Source organism: Streptomyces sp. NBC_00028, from assembly GCF_045041065.1.
Classification (GTDB): domain Bacteria; phylum Actinomycetota; class Actinomycetes; order Streptomycetales; family Streptomycetaceae; genus Streptomyces.
Window position 1 is genome coordinate 5444920 of record NZ_CP108293.1, and the last position, 19166, is coordinate 5464085.

Annotated in this window: 20 protein-coding genes; 9 read left to right on the forward strand and 11 right to left on the reverse strand. The window is 71.3% G+C overall.

The genetic code is table 11. The annotated features are described in order from the left end of the window. Window positions 1-29: 29 nt before the first annotated feature. The 3 genes from OG885_RS24535 to OG885_RS24545 are packed head-to-tail and all read right to left on the reverse strand — an operon-like array spanning window position 30 to window position 2364. Window positions 30-1022 carry an ABC transporter permease gene (locus tag OG885_RS24535; protein WP_405735006.1) on the reverse strand — a complete coding sequence of 331 codons (993 nt, stop codon included), beginning with the start codon at window positions 1020-1022 and terminating at the stop codon, window positions 30-32. Then, window positions 1019-1921 carry an ABC transporter ATP-binding protein gene (locus OG885_RS24540; protein ID WP_405735008.1) on the reverse strand — a complete coding sequence of 301 codons (903 nt, stop codon included), beginning with the start codon at window positions 1919-1921 and terminating at the stop codon, window positions 1019-1021. Before OG885_RS24540 ends, OG885_RS24535 begins: the two co-directional genes overlap by 4 nt. Then, a complete protein-coding gene (locus OG885_RS24545) occupies window positions 1918-2364 on the reverse strand; it encodes a GntR family transcriptional regulator (RefSeq protein ID WP_405735010.1) in 447 nt (148 codons plus the stop codon). The genes OG885_RS24540 and OG885_RS24545 overlap by 4 nt, the downstream gene beginning before the upstream one ends. A 111-nt stretch (window positions 2365-2475) precedes the next feature. Between OG885_RS24545 and OG885_RS24550 the strand changes: the two genes are divergently transcribed. The 5 genes from OG885_RS24550 (at window position 2476) to OG885_RS24570 (ending at window position 7058) form a co-directional block, all read left to right on the forward strand. After that, a complete protein-coding gene (locus tag OG885_RS24550) occupies window positions 2476-3015 on the forward strand; it encodes an RNA polymerase sigma factor (RefSeq protein ID WP_405735012.1) in 540 nt (179 codons plus the stop codon). A 64-nt stretch (window positions 3016-3079) separates the two neighbouring features. Further along, window positions 3080-3898, forward strand: coding sequence for a zf-HC2 domain-containing protein (locus OG885_RS24555; RefSeq protein WP_405735014.1), 819 nt, complete (start codon window positions 3080-3082; stop codon window positions 3896-3898). Next, window positions 3895-4758, forward strand: coding sequence for an ABC transporter ATP-binding protein (locus OG885_RS24560; protein WP_405735016.1), 864 nt, complete (start codon window positions 3895-3897; stop codon window positions 4756-4758). Before OG885_RS24555 ends, OG885_RS24560 begins: the two co-directional genes overlap by 4 nt. After that, on the forward strand, window positions 4755-6275 hold the full coding sequence (locus OG885_RS24565; protein WP_405735018.1) for an ABC transporter permease: 1521 nt from the start codon (window positions 4755-4757) through the stop codon (window positions 6273-6275). Before OG885_RS24560 ends, OG885_RS24565 begins: the two co-directional genes overlap by 4 nt. Before the next feature lie 138 nt (window positions 6276-6413). After that, entirely contained in the window at window positions 6414-7058 is a 645-nt protein-coding gene (locus OG885_RS24570) for an ABC transporter (RefSeq protein ID WP_405735020.1), read from the forward strand. Window positions 7059-7074: 16 nt separating this feature from the next. Here the strand turns inward: OG885_RS24570 and mshD are convergent, their stop codons facing one another. After that, entirely contained in the window at window positions 7075-8001 is a 927-nt protein-coding gene (gene mshD, locus OG885_RS24575; protein ID WP_405735022.1) for a mycothiol synthase, read from the reverse strand. A 182-nt stretch (window positions 8002-8183) separates the two neighbouring features. On the opposite strand from mshD, the gene OG885_RS24580 reads away from it, so the two are divergent. The 4 genes from OG885_RS24580 to OG885_RS24595 all read left to right on the forward strand — a co-directional run bounded on the left by OG885_RS24580 (window position 8184) and on the right by OG885_RS24595 (window position 12379). After that, entirely contained in the window at window positions 8184-9989 is a 1806-nt protein-coding gene (locus OG885_RS24580; protein ID WP_405735024.1) for a bifunctional metallophosphatase/5'-nucleotidase, read from the forward strand. A gap of 212 nt (window positions 9990-10201) precedes the next feature. After that, complete coding sequence (locus OG885_RS24585; RefSeq protein WP_405735026.1) at window positions 10202-10333, forward strand: hypothetical protein; 132 nt, start codon at window positions 10202-10204, stop codon at window positions 10331-10333. A gap of 47 nt (window positions 10334-10380) precedes the next feature. After that, a complete protein-coding gene (locus OG885_RS24590; RefSeq protein ID WP_399962611.1) occupies window positions 10381-10527 on the forward strand; it encodes a hypothetical protein in 147 nt (48 codons plus the stop codon). A 76-nt stretch (window positions 10528-10603) separates the two neighbouring features. Further along, window positions 10604-12379 carry an ABC transporter ATP-binding protein gene (locus OG885_RS24595; protein WP_405735029.1) on the forward strand — a complete coding sequence of 592 codons (1776 nt, stop codon included), beginning with the start codon at window positions 10604-10606 and terminating at the stop codon, window positions 12377-12379. Here the strand turns inward: OG885_RS24595 and OG885_RS24600 are convergent. From OG885_RS24600 to OG885_RS24630, 7 genes are all read right to left on the reverse strand, one after another. Further along, window positions 12328-13047: a response regulator transcription factor gene (locus tag OG885_RS24600; RefSeq protein WP_405735031.1), complete on the reverse strand. Its 720-nt coding sequence runs from the start codon at window positions 13045-13047 to the stop codon at window positions 12328-12330. The genes OG885_RS24595 and OG885_RS24600 overlap by 52 nt on opposite strands. A gap of 86 nt (window positions 13048-13133) precedes the next feature. Then, a complete protein-coding gene (locus OG885_RS24605; RefSeq protein ID WP_405735033.1) occupies window positions 13134-13538 on the reverse strand; it encodes a PH domain-containing protein in 405 nt (134 codons plus the stop codon). Continuing rightward, window positions 13529-14467 (reverse strand): immunity 49 family protein, encoded by a 939-nt coding sequence (locus OG885_RS24610; RefSeq protein ID WP_405735036.1) that lies wholly within the window; start codon window positions 14465-14467, stop codon window positions 13529-13531. The genes OG885_RS24605 and OG885_RS24610 overlap by 10 nt, the downstream gene beginning before the upstream one ends. Window positions 14468-14537: 70 nt before the next feature. Beyond that, window positions 14538-16595, reverse strand: coding sequence for a pectinesterase family protein (locus tag OG885_RS24615; RefSeq protein ID WP_405735038.1), 2058 nt, complete (start codon window positions 16593-16595; stop codon window positions 14538-14540). A 75-nt stretch (window positions 16596-16670) separates the two neighbouring features. After that, on the reverse strand, window positions 16671-18131 hold the full coding sequence (locus OG885_RS24620) for a sensor histidine kinase (protein ID WP_405735040.1): 1461 nt from the start codon (window positions 18129-18131) through the stop codon (window positions 16671-16673). Further along, the gene (locus tag OG885_RS24625; protein WP_399962623.1) at window positions 18128-18862 is read right to left on the reverse strand and encodes a response regulator transcription factor; all 735 of its coding nucleotides are present in this window, start codon (window positions 18860-18862) and stop codon (window positions 18128-18130) included. The genes OG885_RS24620 and OG885_RS24625 overlap by 4 nt, the downstream gene beginning before the upstream one ends. Before the next feature lie 119 nt (window positions 18863-18981). Then, on the reverse strand, window positions 18982-19152 hold the full coding sequence (locus OG885_RS24630; protein ID WP_405735043.1) for a hypothetical protein: 171 nt from the start codon (window positions 19150-19152) through the stop codon (window positions 18982-18984). Between the last annotated feature and the right edge of the window lie 14 nt (window positions 19153-19166).

Genomic DNA, 19166 nt, shown 5'->3' on the forward strand with positions numbered 1-19166 from the left:
TGTCTGGTCAGGCGGTACGCCGCCCGTGCTCATGAGCTGCGTCTGCGCGCGCCGGTCTCGCGGTGCAGCAGGCGGAAGGCCAGCAGGGTCAGCAGGGCGGTGAGGGCGAGGACCAGGCCGGTCGCGATCAGTTGCAGGGGCCAGTAGTGGGAGGCCGGGTGGTAGTCGCGGTACCAGCCGACGGCGTCGAATCTGTCGTAGAACGCGAGGCATTCGTCGTTCTCGGAGTTGCCGCAGGTCAGGTTGGAGACGTGGGCTCCGGTGGCGGTGACGATGCCCTCGTCGACGCCGAGGCCGCCGCCGGTCGGGGCGAACCGCTTCAGGGCGACCACGCTGGTGGACGTGGTCCACAGATGGGGCATGACCAGCTGGACGGCGTACCAGAGCAGGCCGGTGAAGCCGAGGCCCGCGACCAGGGCCGGCAGGGATCCGCGGCGGAGCAGGCCCGCGAGGGCGCCGCCGACGAGTCCGGCCAGGGCGAGGGCGACCACGACCGGGCCGTTGGCGTAGAAGGTCGGCAGGTCGTACCAGCTCTTGAGGGTGCCGATCCGGCCCTTGCCCGCCGACCACGCCAGGTGGTGCAGCAGGACCAGCAGGCCGGTGCCCGCGGTGACCACGGCCGCCGGAAGCGCCAGCCGGGAGGCGAACCAGCGGAGCGGGGAGGTGCTCTGCGTCCACGCCAGCCGGGCGGTGCCCGTCTCCATCTCGCGGCCGGTGAGGGCGGCGCCCGCCCAGGCGGCGACCAGGAAGGGCGCGGCGAGGACGGCGTAGGTCGTATAGGCGTAGACGTCCTTGTAGTGGATGATCGCGGCCTGGTCGTATCCGCATGTCGCCGTCTGGCAGGCGTCGTACGCCTTCCAGGCCGCCGCGGACGCGTCCGCGAGCGGGCCGCGCAGCCACAGCAGGACACCGGAGACGACGACCACCACGGCCGTCCACAGGAGGAGGGCCGGGCGGTGCAGACGGATCAGCCAGCGGGTGAGGTGCGCGGGGCCGGCCGCGGGCGGGGTGAGGGCGGTCACGCGACGGACTCCTGACGGGACTTCACCGCGGTGGCCGGCGTCGTCGCCCCGGGGTTGCGCAGGTAGGAGAGGACCAGCTCTTCCAGGGTGGGTGTGCCGGTGCGCCAGTCGGCGGGGAGGGGCGCGGCCGGGCGGATCAGGGCGGTGAGCTGGCGGCCCGTGGTGCGGGACTCGACGACGGTGTGCGGGGTGAGGTCGGTGTCGGCGGTGGTCGACACGCGCGTGTGGGTCTCCAGCAGTTCGTCGATCTCCCCGGCGAGCCGGACCCGGCCGCCGCCGATGAGCAGGAGGTGGTCGCAGGAGTCCTCCAGCTCGGCCACCACGTGCGAGGACATGACGATCGTGGTGCCGTGCTGGGCCGCCTGGGACATCAGGACGCCCATCAGTTCATGCCGGGCCAGGGGGTCGAGGTCGGCCATCGGCTCGTCCAGGAGCAGCAGTTCGGGCCGTTTGCCCAGGGCGAGGGCGAGCGCGACGCGGGTGCGCTGGCCGCCGGACAGGGAGCGGACGCGGGCCTTCGGGTCGAGATCGCCGCCGGCCACGATGGCCTCGGCCGCGCGCGCGTCCCAGCGCCCGGGGTTGAGGTCGCCGCCCATGCGGAGCGTCTCGGCGACGGTGAGCTGCGGGTAGAGCGGCTTGTCCTGGGCGACGAAGCCCACGCGCGCGCGTGCCTCGCCCGCGGGGCCGCCGAGGACGGCGAGGACGCCCTCGGTCGGTGCCATGAGGCCGGCCGCGAGGGCGAGCAGGGTGGACTTGCCCGCCCCGTTGGGGCCGACGACGGCACAGACGCGGCCGGCGGGGAGCGTGAAGGAGCAGTCCCGCAGGGCCCATCCGGCGCTCCGCCGCAGCCGGCCGAAGCGCTTGCCCAGCGCGGCTGCCTCGAGGGCGGTGTCGGTCATGAGGGTTCTCCCTGGCTGTGCTTGGTCGGGGCGGGCTGTTCGGAGGGGCGCTGCTCCGCGAGCTGCTGCGCCGAGAAGTGCTTGTCGAGGACGGCGGTGAAGAGGGCCGCCACGTCGTCCCGGTCGAGGCCGGACTCGAGGGCCTTCGCGGTCCAGTCCTCCAGCTCGGTGTGCAGGGGCGAGTCGGCGGGGGCGGCGCCGAGGCCGCGGCGCACGAAGGTGCCGAGCCCGCGGCGGGCCTCGACCAGTCCCTCGCGCTCCAGCTCCCGGTAGGCCTTGAGCACGGTGTTCGGATTGATGGCGGTTGCCTCGACGACCTCGCGGGCCGTGGGCAGCTTGTCGCCGGGTTCCAGCAGGCCCAGGCGTAGCGCTTGTTTCGTCTGTTGCACGATCTGCACGTACGTGGCGACGCCGGAGTGCCGGTCGATGCGGTACTCGAGCACCCGTACAACCACCCTTTCACTAATTGAGTAGTGAAAGGGTGGTTCAAAGGTGGCCACAAAGTCAAGGCCGAATCCGTGAACCGATCGGTGGGGCTCGTGCGATGAGGGGTTGTGAGCGAGACGAGAAGCGACGGGGATCTGCTGCGGGCCGCAGCGGACGGGGACCGGCGCGCCTTCGAGGAGCTGTACCGGCGGTTCGCGCCCTGGCTGACCGCGCGACTGCGGGGCCGGTGCGCCGACCCCGGGATAGTCGACGACGTCGTGCAGGAGACCTTCCTCGCGATCTGGCGCGGCACGGCCCGCTACCGGGAGGACGGGGACGTGACCGGCTGGCTGTGGCGGATCGGGTCACGGCGACTGGTCGACGCGCTGCGCGGCGACGGCGCGCGGGGCCGGATGCGGCAGGCGCTGGCCCGGCTGCGCCATCGCCACGAGGCGTCCGCGGAGGAGCGCGTGCTCGCGGGGGTGGAGCACGGGGACCTCGCGGGCGCGCTGGTCCGGCTCTCCCCCGAACTCCGCGCGGTCCTCCAGGCGACGGTCATCGACGGACTGACCACCCGCGAGGCGGCCGTCGTCCTGGGCATTCCGCCCGGGACGGTCAAGACGCGGGCACTGCGGGCCCGCAAGCAACTGCGAGAGGCGCTGGCATGAGCGGGCGGATGGACGGACGGGGCCCGGCTCTGCGGAGCCGTGGGCGGACGACGGAGGTGGCGGCATGACGTGGCATGTGGATGCCGAGGATCTACGGGCCTACGCCCGGGGCGAGTTGACGGCGCCCCGGCTCTGGTCCGCCGACACGCACCTGATGTCCTGCGCGCAGTGCCGGGAGACGCTCGCCTCGGTGAGCGACCCGGTCGCCCTCGACACCGGCTGGGAGCGGCTCGACGCCGAACTCGACGTCCCCCGAAGGGGTTTGTTCGAGGCGCTGCTCGTGCGGCTCGGCGTCGCCGACCATGTCGCGCGGTTGCTCACGGCGACACCCGTGCTGCGCCGCTCATGGCTGGCGGCGGTGGTGTTCCTGCTGCTGACCACCGTGGGCGTCGTCCACACGGCCGACTCGCCGACCCTCTTCCTGGCCCTCGCCCCGCTGCTCCCGCTCGCCGGCGTCGCGCTGTCGTACGGCCCCGCGCTGGACCCGACGTACGAGATGGCGGTCGTCAGCCCGGTGCACGGCTTCCGACTGCTGATGATCCGCACGGTGGCGGTGCTCGCCGCGGGCCTGGGCCTCAACGGCCTGGCGACCCTCGCCCTCCCCTCCTACGGCCTGCGCGCGCTGACCTGGCTGCTGCCCGCGCTCGCCCTGACCGCGACCGGCCTCGCGCTCACCCCGCGCCTGGGCCCGGTACTCGCGCCGTCCCTGGTCGGCGGGGCGTGGATCGCGCTGCTCGTCGCCACCGACCGGGCCGGCGACGGCCCGCTCGTGCCGTTCACCGCGGCCGGCCAGGGCGTCGCCGCGGCGGTCGCCGCCCTCGCGGTCGGCCTGCTCTTCCTCGTACGTGACCGTTTCGACGTCTTCCACAGGAGTGCCGTATGACACCCACCGTCTCCGCCGAGGGGCTCAGCCTCCACTACGGCGGCACCCGCGCCCTCGACGACGTGTCGCTGCGGCTGACGCGAGGCGTCACCGGACTGCTCGGCCCCAACGGGGCGGGAAAGACGACCCTGTTGCGGGTGCTGGCCACGGCCGTCCCCGCCGACCGCGGCGCCTTCACGGTGCTCGGGAACGACCCGGGCACCGCGCGCGGCCGGCAGGAGGTCCGGCGGCGGCTCGGTTATCTGCCCCAGACCCCCGGCTTCCACCCGGACTTCACGGCCTTCGAATTCGTCGACTACGTGGCGATCCTGAAGGAGCTCACCGACCGCGGCGCCCGCCATCGCGAGGTGCGACGCGCGCTCGACGAGGTCGACCTGGGCGACGTCCGCGCCAAGCGCATCAAGAAGCTGTCCGGCGGTATGCGGCAGCGGGTCGCGCTGGCGGCGGCGCTCGTCGGCGACCCCGGTTTCCTGGTCCTGGACGAGCCGACGGTCGGCCTCGACCCCGAACAGCGCATGCGCTTCCGGGAGTTGATCGCCCGAGCGGGCGAGGGCCGGACCGTGCTCCTGTCCACCCACCAGACGGAGGACGTGGCGATGCTCTGCCACCGCGTCGTGGTGATGGCGAGCGGCCGAATCCGCTTCGACGGCACCCCGGCCGAGCTGACCGCGGTGGCCGCCGGACGCGTGTGGCACAGCGCGGAACGCGACCCGGGCGCGAAGGCGGGCTGGCGCACCGGCACCGGCTCCTTCCGCAATGTGGGCAGCCCACCCGCCGGCGCCGACCTCGCCGACCCCACCCTGGAGGACGGCTACCTGCTCACCCTCGACGACGCGGGCGTGGAGGTGGCGGCGGCATGAGCGCGGTCATGGAGGCGGCCCCGACCGTCACACAGACGCAGTCGCACAACCCCTGGCCGGCCGTGTTCGCGCTGGCCCGTTTCGAGGCGCGCAGGCTCCTCACCACCATCCCGGTGCTCCTCGGTTTCCTTGTCTACGCGGCCTGGATCGTGTGGCGCGCCCTGGACTACGCGGACGGCTACCCGGCCCTCCAGGACGCCGACCGCGCCACCCAGGGCGGCCCGCTCTTCGTCGGCCTCGCGATCCTGCTGGCCGGGAACCAGGCCGTGCTGAGATCCCGCCGCCGCGACACGGAACGGCACTTCACGGTGCTGGTGATGACGACGGCACACCGGACGGCCGCGCACCTGCTGTCCGTGGTCCCGGCCGCGCTGCTCACCGCGGTAGGCGTGGCCGTGCAGTTCGGCTGGCAGGCGCTCAGGCCCGGCGCGCTCGGGCACGGTTCGCCGGGCGAGCTGCTGGTCGGGCCGCTGACGGTACTGGCGTTCGGGGCGGCCGGAGTGCTGCTCGCCCGCCTGGTGCGAACGGCGTTCACGGCACCGCTGGTCGTCGTCTTCGTCCTGTTCCTCTTCCTGCTCAGCACCGGCGCCGGCATCGACGAGGGCTGGACGCGCTGGCTGACCCCGGTCATAGGCGTGGCCAGCAGCAACACCCTGCCCTCCGACCTGATCGGCCGCCCCGCCGCCTGGCACGCCCTCTATCTCGCCGCGCTCGGCCTGACGGTGGCGCTGCTCGCGGTGCTGGCCGGCGGCGGCCTTCGGGCGCGGTCCGTGCAGGCCGGGTTCGTCGGGGCGCTGGCGCTGACGGTCCTCGGCGCGGTCGCCCAGGGCCAGGGTGTCGCCCCGGACGTGACGGCCGCCCGGGAGCGGGCCTCGCTCCACCCCGAGCAGGTGCAGACCTGCGTGGAGCGGGACGGGTCGCGCTACTGCGCCTTCCCCGAGTGGCGCGGCCGGACCGCGGACTGGGCGCGGACCGTGGCCGAGGTGCAGTCCCTGGCCGGCGGCACGGCCCACGACCAGAGCCTGCTCGTCCGGCAGCGGATCGACGCGCGCTACGGCCTCGACGGCGACGCCGCCCTCGCCCCCGCCACGACCCCGCACCAGGTGACGGTGGGCACGGCCTGGGGCGGCAACCGCGTCCCGGAGTTCTCCGCCGCCGTCGCCGGGGTCCTGGTCACCGGCGACGAGAAGGCCGCCGGTGAGCTGTGCGACGGCCGCATGGTGACCGTCATGTGGCTGGCCCTGGCCGGGCAGTCCGACCCGATCACCCGGTTGAAGAACGTTCGCCTGGACGACAGCGCGAGTGGCTCGGCGATCGTCCTGTCCCAGACGGACCCGCTGCTGATGACGGCCGGTCAGACGACCGTCGTGCGCACGCTGCTGGAGCAGCCGCGGGACGGGGTGGCGGCGAAGGTGAAGGAGAACTGGACGGAGCTGACGTCGCCGAAGGTGACGACGGCCCGGGTGGCCGAGCTGCTGGGTGTGAAGGCGAAGGTGGGGGCGGACAAGTGCGAGTGAGTGGAGAGCTGGTGGAGCGGGTTCCGGGCGCGCTTCCCAAGGTGGGGGCGACGGTGGGGCGGACAAGTGCGAGTGAGTGAGGAGCTGGTGGGGCGTGTTCCGCCGGGTCCTTCCCCACGCGAAGGCCGGGGTGGACAGATGGGCGTGACCATGGCGTTGGTGGCGCCGGTTCTGCGGACGCTTCCCTGGCGGGCGCTCGGGGCCGCCGGGGCCCTGGGGCTGCTGATCGCCTCGATGGCGCGGTTGACGGACGACGCCGACGAGCTGCTGGCGCTCAACCTGCTGCGGGCCGCCGCGCTCGCCTTCGCCCTGGGCCTGGCGTTCGTCCTGGACGACCCCGCCCGGCACACCACCGCTCCGGTGCCGACCCGCAGGCCCGTCCGTCACGCCCTGCGGCTGGCGCTAGTCGCGCCGTTCACCGCCGTGTGGTGGACGACGGCGGTCCTGCTCGTGCCGGCCGGCATACGTCCGCCCGTCGGCGACGTGACCCTGGAGGCGGGCGCGGCCTTCACGCTGGCGCTCGCGGCGTCGGCGGCGGCGATCCGTTTCACCCAGGCGGCGGAGCCGGGGCAGGCGGTGGCCGGCGCGCTGCTGACGACGGCCGTCCTCGGGCTGCTGCTGTGGCCGGGGCGGTGGCCGCTGTTCGTGGGGACGGAGGACCCGAGATGGGGAGCGGCGCATGACCGGTGGGCGGTGGTGCTGGCCGCCGCGGTGGTGGTGTGGGGGGTGTGCGGACCGGAGCCTTTGAAACGCCGGGTGTCCTTCCGCCCGGTCAGGACATGACGGGCCCGGCCCTGCCTCACGTCTCCGTGCGGTACATCAGGTCCGTCTCATGGGTCACGAACCCCAGCCGCTCGTACACCGACACCGCGGCCTTGTTGTCCGCGTCGACATAGAGCATCGCCGTCGGCAGCCCCTGCCCGGCGAGGTGGCGCAGCCCGATGGTGGTGAGGGACTTGCCGAGGCCGCCGCCCTGGACGCCCGGCTTCACCCCCAGCACATACACCTCACCCAGCCGCTCCGCCGCGTGGACCTTGGTCCAGTGGAAGCCGACGAGTTCGTCGCCGCGGAAGGCGAGGAAGAAGCCGGCGGGGTCGAACCACGGCTCGGCCATCCGGTCGTCGAGGTCACGCTGGACGAGCGAGCCCTGCTCGGGATGGTGGGCGAACGCGGCGGCGTTCACGGCGAGCCAGGCGGCGTCGTCGGTGCCGGGGACGAAGGACCGTACCGTCACCCCGTCCGGCAGCACCGGGTCGGGCAGGTCCAGGTCGGTCAGGGACCGCCGCATCTGCCGCAGCTCACGGAACAGGGTCAGCCCGAGGACCTGCGCGAGATGCCGGGCGGCGGAGTGGCCGCCGTGGGCCCACACCCGCAGCCGTTTGCCGGAGGCGGCGAGCAGTGCGGAGCCGAGGGCCCGGCCGTGGCCGCGACCGCGGTGCGCGGGGTGGACGACCAGCTCGGCGGCCGGGGCCTCCACGGGGTCGGTGTCCTCCAGCTGGGCGTAGCCGATGAGTTCGTCGTCGACGGTCAGCAGCAGATGGTCCACGCCCTCGCGGGCGCCACCGCGCAGTTGCAACCGGCCCTGCTCCGAGACGGCCTGCTGGCCGTCGGTGCGGGCAGCCTCCGCGAGGAGCGCGAGGACGGCGTCGGTCTGGTCCGGGGAGAGCGCCGCATGGTTCTGGATGGAGCGAGTGCTGCCGGGCCGCACGGTGTCGTCGCTGGTCATGCGTACGAGGGTACGGGGGCGAGCCTGCAAAAGGGCGGCACTGCAAAACCTGCAAAGCGTCAGCAAAGGAGAGGGCAAAGGGAAACCAGGATGTAACCAAGAAACCCCTGTCGCGCTACGCGCGTTGACTTTAGGCTGCGCCGGACGGGGCCCACTTGCTCAGACGACCCACAGGGGGGCGTATGCCAGCCATATCCCAGCCGCACCACCGCCGCAGACGGACCGTCCGACTGCTCGCCGCAGCCGCCGGTCTCGCCACCGCCGGTGCCCTCGCCGCCGCGCTGCCCTCGTCGGCCGCCCCGGTCGAATCGGGCAAACCGGGTAAGGCGCCCAGTCGTTACCAGGACGTCCAGCTGCTGTCCTTCAACGACCTGCACGGCAACCTGGAGCCGCCGTCCGGTTCCTCCGGCCGGGTCACCGAGCTCCAGGCGGACGGCACCACCAAGACCATCGACGCCGGTGGTGTCGAGTACCTGGCGACCCATCTGCGCGAGGCGCGGGCGGGCAACAAGTACTCCATCACCGCGGCCGGCGGCGACATGGTCGGCGCCTCCCCGCTGATCTCGGGTCTCTTCCACGACGAGCCCACCATCGAGGCGCTCAACAAGCTGGACCTGGACGTCACCTCGGTCGGCAACCACGAGTTCGACGAGGGCGCCAGGGAACTGGCCCGCCTCCAGAAGGGCGGCTGTCACCCCACGGCCGGCTGCTACACGGACGAGGAGTTCGAGGGCGCCGACTTCCCGTATCTCGCGGCGAACGTCCTGAACGAGAAGACCAACAAGCCGATCCTCAAGCCGTACTACGTCTGGCAGAAGAACGGCATCAAGGTCGGCTTCATCGGCGTGACCCTGGAGGACACCCCCGGTGTCGTCTCCGCCGAGGGCGTCAAGGGCCTGAAGTTCAAGGACGAGGTCGAGACGATCAACAAGTACGCCAAGGAGCTCCAGCGCCAGGGCGTGAAGTCGATCGTGGCCCTCATCCACGAGGGCGGCGCGCCGGCCTCGGGGTCGTACAACTACAACTGCGACTCCCCGGGCGCGGGCGACGGCATCTCCGGCCCGATCGTGGACATCGCCAAGAACATCACCCCGCAGGTCGACGCGCTGGTGACGGGTCACACCCACGCCGCGTACGCCTGCACCATCAACGACCCGGCGGGCAACCCGCGTACGGTCACCTCGGCCGCCTCCTTCGGCCGTCTCTACACGGACACGACGCTGACCTACGACCGTTGGACGGGTGACATCGCCCGTACGTCGGTGAAGTCGGCGAACCACGTGGTCACCCGGACCGTCGCCAAGGCGCCGGACATGACCGAGCTGATCGGCAGGTGGAACGCCCTCGCGGCGCCCATCGGCAACCGCGCGATCGGCTACATCTCCGCCGACATCCCGAGCACCGGCACCGAGTCCCCGATGGGCGACCTGATCGCCGACGCGCAACTGGCGTACGGCAAGACGCTCGACCCGGAGACCGACCTCGCGCTGATGAACCCGGGCGGTGTGCGGGCCGGGCTGACGTACGCGCAGAAGGGCACGGAAGGCGACGGAGTCGTCACCTACGCCGAGGGCTTCACCGTCCAGCCGTTCTCCAACACGGTGAACCTCCAGGACTTCACCGGCGCCCAGTTGGTCAAGGTCCTCCAGGAGCAGGTCAGCGGCTCCAACGCGGCCTCCCCGAAGATCCTCCAGCCGTCCTCGGGTCTCACCTACACCCTGGACCTGACGAAGACGGGCGCGGACCGGATCGTCGTCGACTCCATCAAGCTGGGCGGAGTCGCCCTCGACCCGACGGCCACCTACCGTGTCGCCACCAACAGCTTCCTCGCGGGCGGCGGCGACGGCATCACCACCCTGGGCCAGGGCACCAACGACCTCGTCGGCACGGACGACCTGGCAGCCCTGGAGCAGTACCTCCTGGCCAACTCCTCGGCCACGAGCCCGATCGCCCCGCCGGTGACGAACCGGATCACGATCACGCAGTAACCCCTCGGGGGCAGTGAGAGGCGGTCGCGTCGACATCGACGCGGCCGCCTTTTCGCGTATTAAAACCTGTGTAAGCCATTGTTTGGTTCCCGGTGGCGGCTGAAAACCTGTCTCAGCCTGAATTCATCGAGGTCTCAGCGGAATTGGCCTTTTCCGCTTCCGGGGTCCCGTAGTGTTTTCCATGTCGAAACCGAACGACGAAGGAGAACGAAATGAGCTTCCACAAGGTCGCCCCCGTCGCCAAGAAGACCCGCAAGGCTGCCGCTCCGGCCCCGGCCCCCAAGAAGAAGGCCCAGGTGAAGAAGGTGACTCAGCAGCGACGCCCGGTATCCCATAAGGGCTGACATAAACCTCAAGTAATCCCCACCTGATAATTACCGAGGAGAATTCCATGAGCTTCCACAAGATTGCCCCCGTCGCCAAGAAGAACACCAAGCCCGCCGCGCCGGCGCCGAAGAAGAAGGCCCCGCAGCAGAAGAAGGCCGCTGCCACTTCGCAGCGTCGCCCGGTCGGCAACAAGAGCGGCAAGGGCTGCTGACAACCCGTATCGCGAGGCGGGGCCACCGACAGGGACTCGGTGGCCCCGCCTCGGGCATGTCCGAAGGGAGTGAGACATGAGGGAAGTCCGTGAGGCCTTCCAGCGCTTCTGGCCGCTCACCCGCGGCGACCGCAAGTGGCTGCTGGCGATCATCGCGTGTGTCGTGGTGTCGGCGCTCGCCGAGACCACGTCCATTCTGCTGTTCGCGCATCTCACCGACACCGCGCTCAAGGCCGGTTCGCTCGCCGCCTTCTGGGGTCCGGCCGGTGCCTGGCTCGCTGTCGCGGCGCTCGGGGCGCTCGTCGGCTACCTCGGCAACTCGCTCGCCACCTGGACGGCCGAGAGATTCGTGCTGCGGCTGCGGGCGAAGGTCTTCCGGCATGTGCAGGACCTGCCGCCGCACTTCTTCCAGCAGCACCGGCAGGGCGACCTGGTCGAGCGGCTCACCGGTGACGTCGAGGCCATCGAGCAGATGGTGGTGTCGGGGGTCGTCGGCACCGTCTCCGCCGCCTTCGCCGCCGTCTTCTACTCCGCCGCCGCCCTCTGGCTCCGCTGGGACCTCGCTCTCGCCACCTTCGTCCTCGCACCCCTCTTCCTGCTCGCCGCCCGCCGCTTCGCCGGCCGCATCCGCACCGCCTCCCAGGACGAGCGCGTCGCCGACGGCGCGATCACGTCCGTGGTGGAGGAGTCGCTCGGCAACGTGGTGCTGACCCAGGCCTACAACCGGCACCAGGACGAGGAGAAGCGTCTCGACCGCGAGGCCCGGGCCTGGATGAGGGCGTCCGTCCGGGGCGCTCGGCTCAGCGAGATGTACGAGCAGTTCGTCGAGGTGGTCGAGACGGTCTGCGTCCTCGCCGTCATCGGACTCGGGGTGTGGGAGATCTCCGCCGACCGCATGACCCTCGGCCAGCTGCTGGCCTTCGCCGCCTTCATCGGCTACCTCTACCCGCCCGTCCGCAACCTCGGCCAGCTCGGCCTCACCCTCACCGCCGCCACCGCCGGTGCCCAGCGCCTGGGTGAGATCCTCGACGCCGAACCCGCCGTCACCGACCCCGCCGAACCCGTACGGGAGTGGCCGGTGCGCGGCTGGGTCAGCGTGCACGGGGCGAGCTTCGGCTACCCGGGTGCCGGCACGGACTCGCTCACCGACGTCACCTTCACCGCCGCCCCCGGCGAACTCGTCCTCGTCACCGGCCCGAGCGGCGCCGGCAAGTCCACCCTCGCCAAGCTGCTGCTCCGGTTCTACGACCCGTCGTCCGGCGTGCTCTGCCTGGACGGCGTCCCGCTGACGGACGTACCGCTCGCGTTCCTGCGCGAGAACATCGCCCTGCTCCCGCAGGAGACGCTGATCCTGCACGGCACGATCCGGGAGAACATCGCCTGCGGGCGGCCCGGGGCGACCCAGGAGGAGATCGAGAGGGCCGCCGCGGCCGCCGCCGCGCACACCTTCGTCACCGAACTCCCGGGCGGCTACGACACCGTCATCGCCCCCGGCACCGCCGCCCTCTCCGGCGGCCAGCTCAAGCGCGTCGCCATCGCCCGCGCGATCCTGCGTGCCGCGCCCGTCCTGATCCTCGACGAGCCGACGGCCGGCCTGGACGCGATGGCCGCGCGGCGGATCGTCCAGCCGCTGCGCCATCTGATGTCAGGCCGTACGACCCTCATGATCACGCACGATCTGAGCCTCGCCCCCGACGCCGACCGCATCCTCGTCGTGGACGGCGGACGGCTGGTGGAGGAGGGGACGCACGACGAACTCGTCCGGCGCGGCGGGACGTACGCGCGCCTGGCGTACGCCGGTCAGCGGGAGGTGCGGCCGACCGGCAGCCCCGCCGGGCTCCTGAGCGTGTAGCCCAGGCCGCGCACGGTCTGGATGAGCCGCGGTTCGCCGCGGCTCTCCAGCTTGCGCCGCAGATACATGACGTACACGTCCAGGGTGTTGGAGGCGGGCTCGAAGTCGAAGCCCCACACCTCCTTGTGGATCTGCGCCCGGCTGAGCACCTTGGCCGGATGCCGCATGAGGTAGGCGAGCAGCGCGTACTCGGTGCGGGTGAGGTCGAGGGGACGGCCGCCGCGGGTGACGGCGCGGGTGCGCAGATCGATGGCGATGTCCTGGAACGACAGCTGCTCACTGGGTTGCGGCGGCACCACGCGCGGTCGGCTGCGCCGCAGCAACGCCCTGACCCGGGCGAGGAGTTCCTCGGCGTCGAAGGGCTTGGCGAGATAGTCGTCGGCGCCGTTGTCGAGGGCGACGATCCGGTCGCCGACCGCGGCCCGGCCGGTGATCATCAGGATCGGGACGGTGGACCCGGAGGCCCGGATACGGCGGGTGGCGGCCAGCCCGTCGAGCTCGGGCATGGTGACGTCCATCAGCACCAGGTCCGGGCCGGCCGCCATGAGTTCCAGGGCACTGCGCCCGTCCCCGGCGAGGACGGTCTCGTACCCCTCGAACCGCAGCAGCAGCCCGAGCCCTTCTCTCACGGCCTCGTCGTCGTCGGCCAGCAGGATCTTCCGCGCCATCCGAACACGGTGTGACGAGAGCCTGTGGCGGAGCTGGCAACGCGATGAGCGTGGGCTTTAAGGCTCGGGGCCGACGTCGGCGGAGCCTAACGGGGCCGCAGGGCGTGGAGGTCCGGCAGGTGGGCCTCGGTGACGTACGGCAGGGTGGTCTTCCGGCCTTGGGTGTCATGCAGGCGTATGAGCCGCCGGGGTGGGGAGGACTGCGTCTCCACGACGATGTCCTGGATGTCGTGCCACGCCCACTTCCGGGCCCGCACCACTCCCACGACGGCTATCCCGTCCGCCCGCACCACCGTGCGCGCCCGCCACAGGGACAGGGCCCACACACCGTCGACGACGGTCAGGACGGTTATCAGGAGCACCGCCACCCAGCCCGGTATGTCGTTGATGACCACCTCCAGCACCCCGCACGCCAGCATCAGCGCGATGAGCCCGAGCACCTTCAGCCGGGAGCGCCGGTCGGCGCGGTACTCCCGCAAGGTCACACCCATGCCGCCGCCCCCAGCAGTCCGTGCGGCAGATAGCCGGACCGGACACCGAGTTCCCAGCCATGGACCTGCACGGCGAGACAGGCCAGGGCGAGGATGCCGAGGGGGAGGAGCGAGCGGGGCGAGGGATCGGCGTCAGCACCGGCACTCTCCCGGTACGCCACCAGTCGGGCCGCGAGCGCTTCCTCGAAGGAGTCCTGGTCGTCGTCGAGAAGTACGCGCAGTAGCCGCTGGTCGGCGCTCAGCGCGTCGCCGTTCTCGTCCAGCCGCCGGGCCGCCTCCGCGCGCTCACCGGCCTCGGGCTTGCGCAGCGTGACGGCCGGCCAGTCGCGGGGCAGATGCCCGGCCGCCTCGGTGAGATAGAGGCAGAGCGCGTCCATGGCGGCGAGGTCGGCGGGCGCGGAGACGGAGGGGTACGGGTTGTAGGGGACGCCGTCACGGATGGCGGGCGCGTAGTCGCCCCGCAGCAGCAGACCGGTGACCCGGTCCCGGTCCCGCACGAGCCCGCTGACGACACACACCTCGAACATGTCGAGCCAGGTCCGCGCGGTGGGCGCCTCCTCGACGACATCCCGGAAGGTGAGGGGGCCGTCGCCGAACTCGTCGTCGTCGGGGTCCGTGCTGATCCGTTCCCCGACGAGGGGGAACCGGATCTCCTGGTCCCCGCCCGGGAAGCACAGGACGCTCAGCACTCCGTGCACGCACTCCGCCGCGGTCACGGCGACCGCGCGCGCCTGCTCGTCGAGCCCCGGTTCCGTGATGGCGCGGGCGGCGACATGGTCGAGGAGTTCGTCCGCCATGGCCTGTATCAGGGCCGGCGAGATGCTGCCGTACCGCAGGGAGTGCCAGCGCGAGTACGCCCGCCCGTGGATGTCGTCGAGCGCCTCGGCCAACCGCTGCTCACCGACCTGATGGCATGTCACGTCCCGCACGCGCCCCGTCCCTTCACACGCTGATGACCGGACGAGGCACGTTAGCAACAGGCACTGACAACAGCCGTGGTCAGGAGGCGGTCGGCGTCCAGTCGCCCAGCCAGTCCGCGACCTCCTGGTTCGCGGCCTGCGCGTCGCTCAGCTGGGGCCGGTCGCCGCTCGCGGCACCCGATCCGGCGCCGGTGTTCTTGTACTCGGCGAACCGGTCGTCCTTCCAGGAGAAGCCGCTCATGTCGGTCCACGGGGTCGACTTGATCGCCGCGCTCAGGCTGGTGTTGCGGACGGTCGTCTGCGGGTCGAGGGTCGCGTCACCGCCGGCGTGCCAGGGGCGGCCGAGATAGAAGCTCGCGGCCGAGACATCGCCGTTGACCGTGGAGTTGGCGATCAGGAAGCCCTTGCGGTCGGCGGCCGTGCTGGGGGCGGTGACATAGCCGGCGGAGGTGCCGTTGTAGCGCTTCTTCAGCGTGATGACGGACTTGTCGATCACCGCGGTGGCGCGCCCGAAGATGAAGTCGACGTTGCCGATGACGTAGGAGTTGGTCAGGTAGACCCGGCCCAGCTTGTCCTTGGCGGCCGTGTCCATCAGCAGCGTGTCCTGGTCGCCGCTGACGATGACCCCGTCCAGGAACACCTTGTCGGCGCTGGTGCGCAGGGCGACGGCCTGCTGGGCGATGTCGGTGTGGGCGGCCTCGTCGAAGTCGTTGGAGATGGTCAGGTTGCGCGCCTGGAAGTCATCGGCGTCGACGGCGACGGTGGCGCTGCCGCCGGTGCCGTAGGTCCCCGAACCGTCCGGCTTCGGCGTCCCCGAGGCGTTGTTGTAGACGATCACCGTGTCCTTACGGCTGCCGCCCGTGCCCTGGATGGTGACGTGCGGCTTGTTGGACGGCACCTTCACCAGCTCGCGGTACGTCCCCGGCTTCACCTGGATGACGACGCGCGAGGCGTTGTTGGCCGGTACGGCGTTCACCGCGGCCTGCACGGTCGTGTACTGCCCGGAGCCGTCCTTGGCGACGGTGAGGGTGGTGGCAGCGGCGGCCAGGGTGGACGCGGCGGTGCCGATCGAACTCCGCGGGCCGGCCCCGGACTTGAGGAGCGAGGGCACGTTGGCCGTCGCGTCGAGCGTGTAGGCGTAGTAGCTCTTCGGATCGAAGGCGGTACCCCCGCTCTCGTTCCTCCCGCTCGTCCCGACGAAGGTGTTGCCCTTCTGGACGACGGTGGCGGTGCTGTCCTTGATGACGGGGTTGTTGATGCCCTGGAAGTAGGAGTTCTCCAGCACCATCTTGGTGGCGCCGCGCGAGTAGTTCCCGTACGAGGACGTGATGTCGGTGCCCGCGACGTCCTCCAGGAAGTTGTTGTAGAGGTGGGCGTGCGCGGCGTTGTCCGTGGAAGGGTTGCGCTGCTCGGTCTCCCGGATCCAGTTGTGGTGGATGGTGATGTCGGTGACGACGTTGTCGGTCCACCCGATGCCGAACGCCTTGTTGTCCTGGCTCATCTTGTTCCAGGAGACGGTCACGTACGTGCTGTCCTTCCGCACGTCGATGAGCCCGTCGGCCATGTGCCGCAGGTCGTTGTGATCGATCCAGACATGATGCGCGCCATCCATCTGGATGCCGTCGAAGTCATGCTCCTTGTCGTTCCAGACGCCCTGATAGGCGTCCCGAATGGTCAGGTTCCGGATGATGACGTTGTGGACGCCGGTGCCGAGGAAGAACCCACCGCCGACGATGTGCCCGGAGGTCCCGGACCCGACGATGGTCTTGTTGGACTGCACCTTGATCTCTTTGCCGACCGGGTCCATGTTGATGGTGGCGGCGACGACGATGACGTACGGCTCGGCGGCCGTCGCGTACTTCTCCAGATCGGCGAGCGTCCTGACGGTCACGATCTGCCCGTCCCGCCCGCCGTAAGTGCCGTTCTGGCCCAGGGCGTTGACGGAGGCGAAGCCGTCGGCGGTGGCGGTGGCCCAGGCGGGCGCGGCGGCGGTGGCGGCGGACGCGGCGTTCTCGGCGTCGTCACCGAAGACGGGGCTGTAGGCGAGAACACCGGCCGCCGTCAGGGCGAGGGGGGCGCCGACGACAAGAGCGGTCTTGCGCCGGCGATGGCGGGGCTTGCTGCGGGTGTCGGTCATCCGTACGGCTTCCGTTCCGTGGGGGTGCGGGACGGAACGTGGTTGCCGCGCGGGCCGCAAAGGTTGCCGGTACGTTCAGAGCGTTTCCGGCGGAGGCGTCGGAGCCCCCGGCAGCCGTACGGTCGCGATCGTGCCGCCGCCGTCCGCCTGATCCAGGGTCACCTGGCCGCCGGACTGCTCCACGGTGCGGGCGACGATGGACAGGCCGAGCCCTGAGCCGGGGAGGGCGCGGGCACTGGGGGAGCGCCAGAAGCGGTCGAAGACGTGCGGGAGTTCCTCGGCGGGGATGCCGGGGCCGTGGTCGCGGACGGTGAGGACGCCGCCGTCCAGTCGTACGTCGATCGTGCCGCCCTCGGGGCTGAACTTCACGGCGTTGTCGAGGATGTTGACGACCGCGCGCTCCAGAGCGGCGGGCTCCGCACGGGCGAACCAGGGTTCCAGGTGGGCGTTGATCGTCAACTCCGGCCCACGGAGCCGGGCCCGGCGCAGCGCCGACTCGACGGTGTCCTCCAGCGACACGACCTGCACGCGTTCGCCGCGCTGGCCTTCCGAGCGGGAAAGCTCCTGCAAGTCGCCGATAAGAGCCGCCAGTTCCGTCATCTGTGCCTTCACCGACGCGAGCAACGCCTTGCGATCCGCCTCCGGGATGGGCCGCCCCGTCTCCTCACTTCGGGTGAGAAGCTCGATGTTGGTCCGCAGGGAGGTGAGCGGCGTACGGAGTTCGTGCCCGGCGTCGGCGATGAGCTGCTGCTGGAGGTCGCGGGAGTTGGCGAGGGAGGTCGTCATGGAGTTGAACGACCTTGAGAGCCGGGCGACCTCGTCCTCGGAGTCGTCCTCGACGGGGATCCTGACGCTCAGGTCCTCAGTACGGGCCACATGTTCGACGGCCTCGGTGAGCTTGTCGACGGGACGGAGACCCGCGCGGGCGACCGCGAGACCGGCAGCTCCTGCGCCGAGTACACCGATGCCGGAGACGAGGAGGAGGATGAGGGCGAGTTCGTTGAGGGTGGACTCGGTGCTCTTCAGAGGGACGGCGGCGACGACTCCGACGGCGGGGCCGGCCTGGCCGGTGCCGGTGCTGGTGGGGCCCAGATAGCGGGTCACCACGCGGACCGCGTTGCCGTTCTCGTCGGTGCCGTTGCGGAAATGAAGCCGGTTGCTGTCGGCCTCCTTGATCACGTCCTTGTCGGCCTGGGTGACCTTGATCGTGCCCGTGGAGCCGTCGAAGACACAGACCTTTCCGCTGTCCGTCACCACCTGCGAGTAGTTGTTGCGGAAGTTGAAGCCGGTGCCGTTCGTCGGGGTCGTGGTGCAGGCGTTGAGGGCGGCCTCGGCATCGCTGATCTGCTGGATCTGCCGCGGTCCCTGCATCAGCTTCTGCAAGTCGCTGTCCACCTGGTCGTACAGCTTGCCCTGCACGATGAACCAGCACGTCACCGAAACCGCCGCCACCGCGAACGCCACCGCCGCAGCCACCAGCAGCGACAGCCGTGCCCGGATCGGCAGGGTCTGGAAACGGCGCAGAACCCTTCTCACTCCGCGCCGCCCTGTCGGAGCACATAGCCCACGCCCCGCACCGTGTGCACGAGGCGGGGCTCGCCGCCCGCCTCGGTCTTGCGGCGCAGGTACATGACGTACACGTCGAGGGAGTTCGACGACGGCTCGAAGTCGAAGCCCCAGACCGCCTTCAGGATCTGCTCCCGGGTCAGGACCTGGCGCGGGTGCGCCATGAACATCTCCAGCAGCGTGAACTCCGTGCGGGTCAGCTCCACCGGGCGCCCGGCCCGGGTGACTTCCCGCGTCGCCAGGTCCATGCGGAGGTCCGCGAAGGTCAGCGCCTCGTCCTCCGGCACGGCCCCCGCCCCGGCCGCCGCGTACGAGCTGCGCCGCAGCAGCGCACGGACGCGCGCGAACAGCTCGTCCAGCTCGAACGGCTTGACCAGGTAGTCGTCGGCGCCCGCGTCCAGGCCGGTCACCCGGTCGCCGACCGTGTCCCGTGCCGTCAGCATCAGGATCGGCGTGGTGGTGCCCGCGCCGCGCATCCGGCGGGCGGCGGTCAGGCCGTCCATGCGGGGCATCTGGATGTCGAGGACGACGAGGTCAGGCTGGTACGCGGTCGCCTTCTCCAGCGCGTCCGCGCCGTCGACCGCGACCTCCGTGTCGTAGCCCTCGAAGGCGAGGCTGCGCTGGAGTGCTTCGCGCACGGCCGGCTCGTCGTCGACGATCAGGATGCGCTGGGGGTCACGGTCGCCATCGGCGGGGCTCATCGCTCGCGGTTCCTCGGGGTGCGGTGGGACGTGGGCGCCTTCAGCGTCGCACGTCTGCCGGAGGTCGGGTCAAGCATGGGAAGGGTCGGGCACGGGCCAGGTCAGGCGCGGCAGGTGCGTCAGGCGCGCACCCGGCGGCGCCGGGCCGTGCGGCGGGCGGCCGCCGTGGAGATCTCGGGGGCCCGGACTGCGGGTGCCGTCGGCGCGTGCAGCTCGTACGCCACTTCAAGGGCCAGCGTGAATCCGGCCGGGTCGTGGGCGGCCACCTCGTGGGAAACCTGCTTGATCATGACGTACTCCCTAC

Bases quoted from the DNA above. Each gene is read 5' to 3' on its own strand.
- OG885_RS24560 (WP_405735016.1), top strand. From the start codon at position 3,895: ATGACACCCACCGTCTCCGCCGAGGGGCTCAGCCTCCACTACGGCGGC.
- OG885_RS24625 (WP_399962623.1), bottom strand. From the start codon at position 18,862: ATGAGCCCCGCCGATGGCGACCGTGACCCCCAGCGCATCCTGATCGTC.
- OG885_RS24585 (WP_405735026.1), top strand. From the start codon at position 10,202: ATGAGCTTCCACAAGGTCGCCCCCGTCGCCAAGAAGACCCGCAAGGCT.
- OG885_RS24580 (WP_405735024.1), top strand. From the start codon at position 8,184: ATGCCAGCCATATCCCAGCCGCACCACCGCCGCAGACGGACCGTCCGA.
- OG885_RS24540 (WP_405735008.1), bottom strand. From the start codon at position 1,921: ATGACCGACACCGCCCTCGAGGCAGCCGCGCTGGGCAAGCGCTTCGGC.
- OG885_RS24600 (WP_405735031.1), bottom strand. From the start codon at position 13,047: ATGGCGCGGAAGATCCTGCTGGCCGACGACGACGAGGCCGTGAGAGAA.
- OG885_RS24615 (WP_405735038.1), bottom strand. From the start codon at position 16,595: ATGACCGACACCCGCAGCAAGCCCCGCCATCGCCGGCGCAAGACCGCT.
- mshD (WP_405735022.1), bottom strand. From the start codon at position 8,001: ATGACCAGCGACGACACCGTGCGGCCCGGCAGCACTCGCTCCATCCAG.
- OG885_RS24630 (WP_405735043.1), bottom strand. From the start codon at position 19,152: ATGATCAAGCAGGTTTCCCACGAGGTGGCCGCCCACGACCCGGCCGGA.
- OG885_RS24605 (WP_405735033.1), bottom strand. From the start codon at position 13,538: ATGGGTGTGACCTTGCGGGAGTACCGCGCCGACCGGCGCTCCCGGCTG.
- OG885_RS24565 (WP_405735018.1), top strand. From the start codon at position 4,755: ATGAGCGCGGTCATGGAGGCGGCCCCGACCGTCACACAGACGCAGTCG.
- OG885_RS24595 (WP_405735029.1), top strand. From the start codon at position 10,604: ATGAGGGAAGTCCGTGAGGCCTTCCAGCGCTTCTGGCCGCTCACCCGC.
- OG885_RS24555 (WP_405735014.1), top strand. From the start codon at position 3,080: ATGACGTGGCATGTGGATGCCGAGGATCTACGGGCCTACGCCCGGGGC.
- OG885_RS24590 (WP_399962611.1), top strand. From the start codon at position 10,381: ATGAGCTTCCACAAGATTGCCCCCGTCGCCAAGAAGAACACCAAGCCC.
- OG885_RS24570 (WP_405735020.1), top strand. From the start codon at position 6,414: ATGGGCGTGACCATGGCGTTGGTGGCGCCGGTTCTGCGGACGCTTCCC.